At 69.8% G+C, this 4,700-nt stretch carries 4 protein-coding genes and 1 rRNA gene (1 of these 5 only partly in view); 3 read left to right on the forward strand and 2 right to left on the reverse strand.

From position 1 onward, the window contains the following. Positions 1-92, reverse strand: a 16S ribosomal RNA gene (locus CKO13_RS10470) (it extends 1,454 nt beyond the left edge of the window). Between the two features lie 473 nt (positions 93-565). Here CKO13_RS10470 and CKO13_RS10475 point away from each other — a divergent pair. Continuing rightward, positions 566-1,648 carry an AI-2E family transporter gene (locus CKO13_RS10475; RefSeq protein ID WP_200260599.1) on the forward strand — a complete coding sequence of 361 codons (1,083 nt, stop codon included), beginning with the start codon at positions 566-568 and terminating at the stop codon, positions 1,646-1,648. A 47-nt stretch (positions 1,649-1,695) separates the two neighbouring features. Here the strand turns inward: CKO13_RS10475 and CKO13_RS10480 are convergent, their stop codons facing one another. Further along, positions 1,696-1,938, reverse strand: coding sequence for an HP1242/YdcH family protein (locus CKO13_RS10480; protein WP_200260603.1), 243 nt, complete (start codon positions 1,936-1,938; stop codon positions 1,696-1,698). 133 nt (positions 1,939-2,071) lie between these two features. Here CKO13_RS10480 and recQ point away from each other — a divergent pair, with 133 nt between their 5' ends. Beyond that, entirely contained in the window at positions 2,072-3,889 is a 1,818-nt protein-coding gene (gene recQ / locus CKO13_RS10485; RefSeq protein ID WP_200260606.1) for a DNA helicase RecQ, read from the forward strand. A 171-nt stretch (positions 3,890-4,060) separates the two neighbouring features. Continuing rightward, complete coding sequence (locus CKO13_RS10490) at positions 4,061-4,639, forward strand: hypothetical protein (protein WP_207132190.1); 579 nt, start codon at positions 4,061-4,063, stop codon at positions 4,637-4,639. The last annotated feature ends 61 nt before the right edge of the window (positions 4,640-4,700 follow it).

Raw genomic sequence — 4,700 nt, forward strand, 5'->3', positions numbered from 1 at the left:
AGAGAGCTAGGCTCTCCGCGCTGCCGCTCGACTTGCATGTGTTAGGCATGCCGCCAGCGTTCAATCTGAGCCAGGATCAAACTCTTCAGTTTCAATCTCGTAGGCCGCACTAGGTGCGGCCGAACTGGCTCGCCGCAAGCACTCGGTATTGCGAGTCCTTGCGCCGAAGTCTTTGGCATCAGCGCGACCTCAGCGCAAGCGCCCACACAAACCATCCAACCCGACTTGTTAAAGATCTGCTCGGCCGCCTTCGGCGGCGAGATCGCCCATTTTAGCTGGGCTTAACTGCTCTGACAACCCCCTTTCACTTCGCTGCAACCGTTTCGGCTGCGCCGCTTGTCGGGGGCCGCGGCCTTGCGCCGCCAGAGACCGTCCATCCTACGCACTGCCACAAAATTGTCAATACGTCTGTGGACCGCCTCGTTCCCTCTTAGCGGCTAGGCTGCGCCTCGCCGTTAAGAGTGGAGTATTGTAATCAGCCTGAAACCGCAGTCAACACCCGCGGCGCACCCTGGTGCGCGCAGGCGCTTGCGCCCATCCGTCGAGCCGCATACGGTAAGCGTCGATGAGTCACCATGCACGGATCTGGCTAGCGATCGCCGCCGCCTTCCTGGGCGGCCTCTACCTGCTGTCGAGCATCCTCTTCCCGTTCGTGCTCGGCATGGTGATCGCCTACATGCTCGACCCGCTCTGCGATCGGCTCCAGGCGCGGGGGGTGCCGCGCACGGCGGCTACGGTGCTGATCGTCGGCGGCTTCCTCCTTATCGTGGCTGTCGCGCTCGCCGTCGCCGTGCCGCTGCTCTGGTCGCAGGCCGTAGACCTCATCGAGCGCGCTCCGCAGCTGCACCAGCGCGCCAAGGAGCTCATCGCGCCCCTCTGGGCCGACCTCACGCCGTACCTGAGCGAGTCGGTGCGCACGCGCATCGAGCAGGCCGCGGCGGCCTACGCCGGTACCGCCGCCGGCTGGATCGGCTCGGCGGTCCAGGCGCTGTTCAGCGGCTCGCTGGCGGCCTTCGACCTGCTCTCCACCGCCCTGATCACGCCGCTGGTCGCCTTCTACCTGATCCGCGACTGGGACACCCTGGTCGCGGAGATCGACCGCCGCATCCCGCGCCCCGCGGTAGGGATCGCCCGCGCCCGCGCCCGCGAGATCGACGCCACCCTCGCCGCCTGGATGCGCGGCGTGGCCACCGTCGCCGCCATCCTCGCCGGCTTCTACATCGTCAGCCTGAGCGCCATCGGCCTCTCCTACAGCGTGCTGATCGGCCTCTTCGCCGGGCTCGTCTCCTTCATCCCGTTCGTCGGGGCCATCGTCGGCGGGCTGCTGGCGCTGATCTCGGCGCTGTTCACCTTCGATGCCCCCCTGATGTGGCTGGTGACGCTGGGGATCTTCTTCGTCGGGCAGGTCGTGGAGAGCAACATCCTCACCCCGCGGCTCGTCGGCCGCAACGTGGAGCTCCACGAGGTCTGGGTGATCTTCGCGCTGATGGCGGGGGGGCTGCTCTTCGGCTTCACCGGGGTGCTGCTCGCCATCCCGGTGACCGCCAGCCTCGGGGTCCTGGTCCGGGCGACCGACGACTACTACCTCGCCAGCCGCCTCTACGACCCCCAGGATGCGCAGGGCGGGGGATCCGCCGGGGACGGCTGACGCCGCCGGCCCGCCCTGCGGCGGGCCTGCCCGGCGCCGCCGGCGCGCTACTGCGCCTGGGTCAGGTAGCTGTAGATCTGATCCTTGAGCTGCAGGCGCTGCTTCTTCAGGTCCTCGAGCGTGGCGTCGTCCACCGGCTCGCCCTGCTGCTCGAGCCGCTCCACGTGGGTATTCACCTCGTCGTACTGCTCCATGAGGTTGCGGAAGTGGGCGTCGGCCATCTTCAGCTCGTGGATGCGCTCGCGGTAGTCGGGAAACTCGTGGGCGAGACCGTGATGGTCACCGAGCATAAGTGCCTCTCCTTCATCGGTTAGGCTGCACTGGGGTGCATGGATTGCGGGGATATCCTCAGATCGCGGATGATCCGGGACCTGAGTGCAACAGTCTGTGAACCCGCTATAGCGAGATCAAGCGAAAGCCGGTATGCGCCTTACCCCCGACCCCGCCCGCAAGGCCCTGCGCCGCGTCTTCGGCTACCGCGACTTCCGCGGCCGTCAGCGCGAGATTATCGACCACGTCTGCGCCGGCGGCGATGCCCTGGTCCTCATGCCCACCGGCGGCGGCAAGTCGCTGTGCTACCAGATCCCCGCCCTGGTCCGGCCGGGGACGGCGATCGTCGTCTCCCCGCTGATCGCCCTGATGAAGGACCAGGTCGACGCGCTGCGCGAGGCCGGCGTCCGCGCCGCCTCGCTGGACTCCACCCGCAGCGGCGAGGAGGCAGCCGCCACCCGCCGCGCCCTGCTCGCCGGCGAGCTGGACCTGCTCTACCTGGCCCCGGAGCGGCTGCTCATGGCGTCTACCCTGGAGCTCCTCGGGCGGGCGCAGCTGGCCCTGTTCGCCATCGATGAGGCCCACTGCGTCTCCCAGTGGGGGCACGACTTCCGGCCCGAGTACCTGCAGCTGGCGGTACTCGCCGAGCGCTTCCCCGGCGTCCCGCGCATGGCCCTGACCGCCACCGCCGACCCGCGCACCCGCCAGGAGATCCTCAGCCGGCTCGAGCTCGAGGAGGCCCGGGTCTTCCTCTCCAGCTTCGACCGGCCCAACATCCGCTACCGCGTTACCCCCAAGCGCGATACCCGCACGCAGCTGTGGCGCTTCATCGCCCAAGAGCACCCCGAGGGCGCCGGCATCGTCTACTGCCTCTCGCGCAAGCGGGTCGAGGAGACCGCCGCCTGGCTACGGGAGAAGGGCCGCGACGCCCTCCCCTACCACGCCGGCCTCGCCCCCGAGACCCGCCGCGCCCACCAGGAGCGCTTCATCCACGAGGAGGGGGTCATCGTGGTCGCCACCATCGCCTTCGGCATGGGCATCGACAAGCCGGACGTGCGCTTCGTCGCCCACCTCGACCTGCCCAAGAGCCTCGAGGCGTACTACCAGGAGACCGGCCGCGCCGGGCGCGACGGCCAGCCCGCCGACGCCTGGCTGGCCTACGGGCTGCAGGACGTCATCACCCTGCGCCAGATGGTCGACAGTTCCGAGGCCGACGAGCAGCGCAAGCGCGTCGAGCGCGACCAGCTCGAGGCCATGCTCGCCTTCTGCGAGCTGACCACCTGCCGCCGCCAGGCCCTGCTCGCCCACTTCGGCGAGACGCTGGCGCAGCCGTGCGGCAACTGCGACACCTGCCTCGAGCCGGTGGCGACCTGGGACGCCACCGAGCCGGCCCGCAAGGCGCTCTCCTGCATCTACCGCACCGGCCAGCGCTTCGGCATCGGCTACGTCGTCGACGTCCTGCGCGGCGCCGACCACGAGCGCATCCGGCGCAACCGCCACGACCAGGTCTCGACCTACGGCATCGGCGCCGACCTGCCCCCCGCGGCCTGGCGCTCGATCCTGCGCCAGCTCCTCGCCCGCGGGCTGGTGACCGTCGACGAGGGCGGCTACGGCAGCCTGCGCCTGACCGAGGCCGCCCGGCCGCTGCTGCGCGGCGAGACCGCCCTGCACCTGCGCCGCGACCCCAGCGCCCGGCGCTCGCGCAAGTCGGGCCGGCCCAAGGGCGAGACCCGCTTCACCGACCCCGGCGAGCAGGCGCTGTTCGACACCCTGCGCCGCTGCCGCCGTGATCTGGCGCGGGAGGAGGGGGTGCCGCCGTACATGGTCTTCCACGACGCCACCCTCGAGGAGATGGTAGAGCTGCGGCCCCAGACCCTCCGCGAGCTCGGCGGCCTCTCCGGCGTCGGCGAGCGCAAGCTCGAGCGCTTCGGCGAGACCTTCCTCGAGGTGTTAAGGGGAGACAACGCGTAGCGCCTCGCTCGGGCCGACACCTGCGGGAGGCTCCGCGCCTCCCGGGCCCTTTTCGACTTCCCCTCGAAGAGCGGGCTCAAGTTGCCGCCCGGGGCGCCGATACCTTGGAGGTGGGCACAGGGCACGCTGCAGCCCCCAAAGCGATTGGACTGAACCGGAGTCACTAACTATATGAAGAGAGGGATCTACTGCTCTGTAGCGCTCTTGGCCGCTAGCCTGCTGCTGTGGAGCGGCCTCGCTGCCGCCCAGGTCACCCAGGCCCAGCGGAGCGGCTGGACCTACGCGGAGACCTCCACCGGCCAGGAGCTCTACTTCGGCGCCAACGCGCTGCTCTGGAACTTCAGCCCCCAGGGGGATGGAGGGCCGGAGTTCTCCGACGTCGGCTGGGGCGGCCTCTACGGGATCCGGCTCGGGCCGAACCTCTCCATCGAGAATCGCCTCTTCGTCGGCGGCCGCGACCAGGACGGCGGCACCGAGGCCGAGCTCGACGGCGCCGTCAGCTCCCTGTTCCGCCTGACCTTCTACCAGGCGCCGGTCGAGGCCTACCTGCTCGGCGGCTTCACCGCCTACAACTTCGAGCTCAGCGACCAGGAGAACACCACCCTCTTCCGCCCCTCCGTCGGCGCCGGCGTCGGGACGCAGCTCTTCCCCTACACGTGGCTCTACGCCGAGGTGCTGCTGTACTCGGCAGGCGGCGAGGACGAGTTCGCCGCCGCGGGGGGCGGCATCCAGCTCCGCTTCGGCCAATAGGCAGCGCCTGCCCTAACTTTGGGAGGGCGCCCCCGGAGACGCCCTCCCGCACCCTGCTCGC

The organism is Halorhodospira neutriphila (assembly GCF_016584055.1).
In the GTDB taxonomy this organism is placed as follows: Bacteria; Pseudomonadota; Gammaproteobacteria; order Nitrococcales; family Halorhodospiraceae; genus Halorhodospira; species Halorhodospira neutriphila.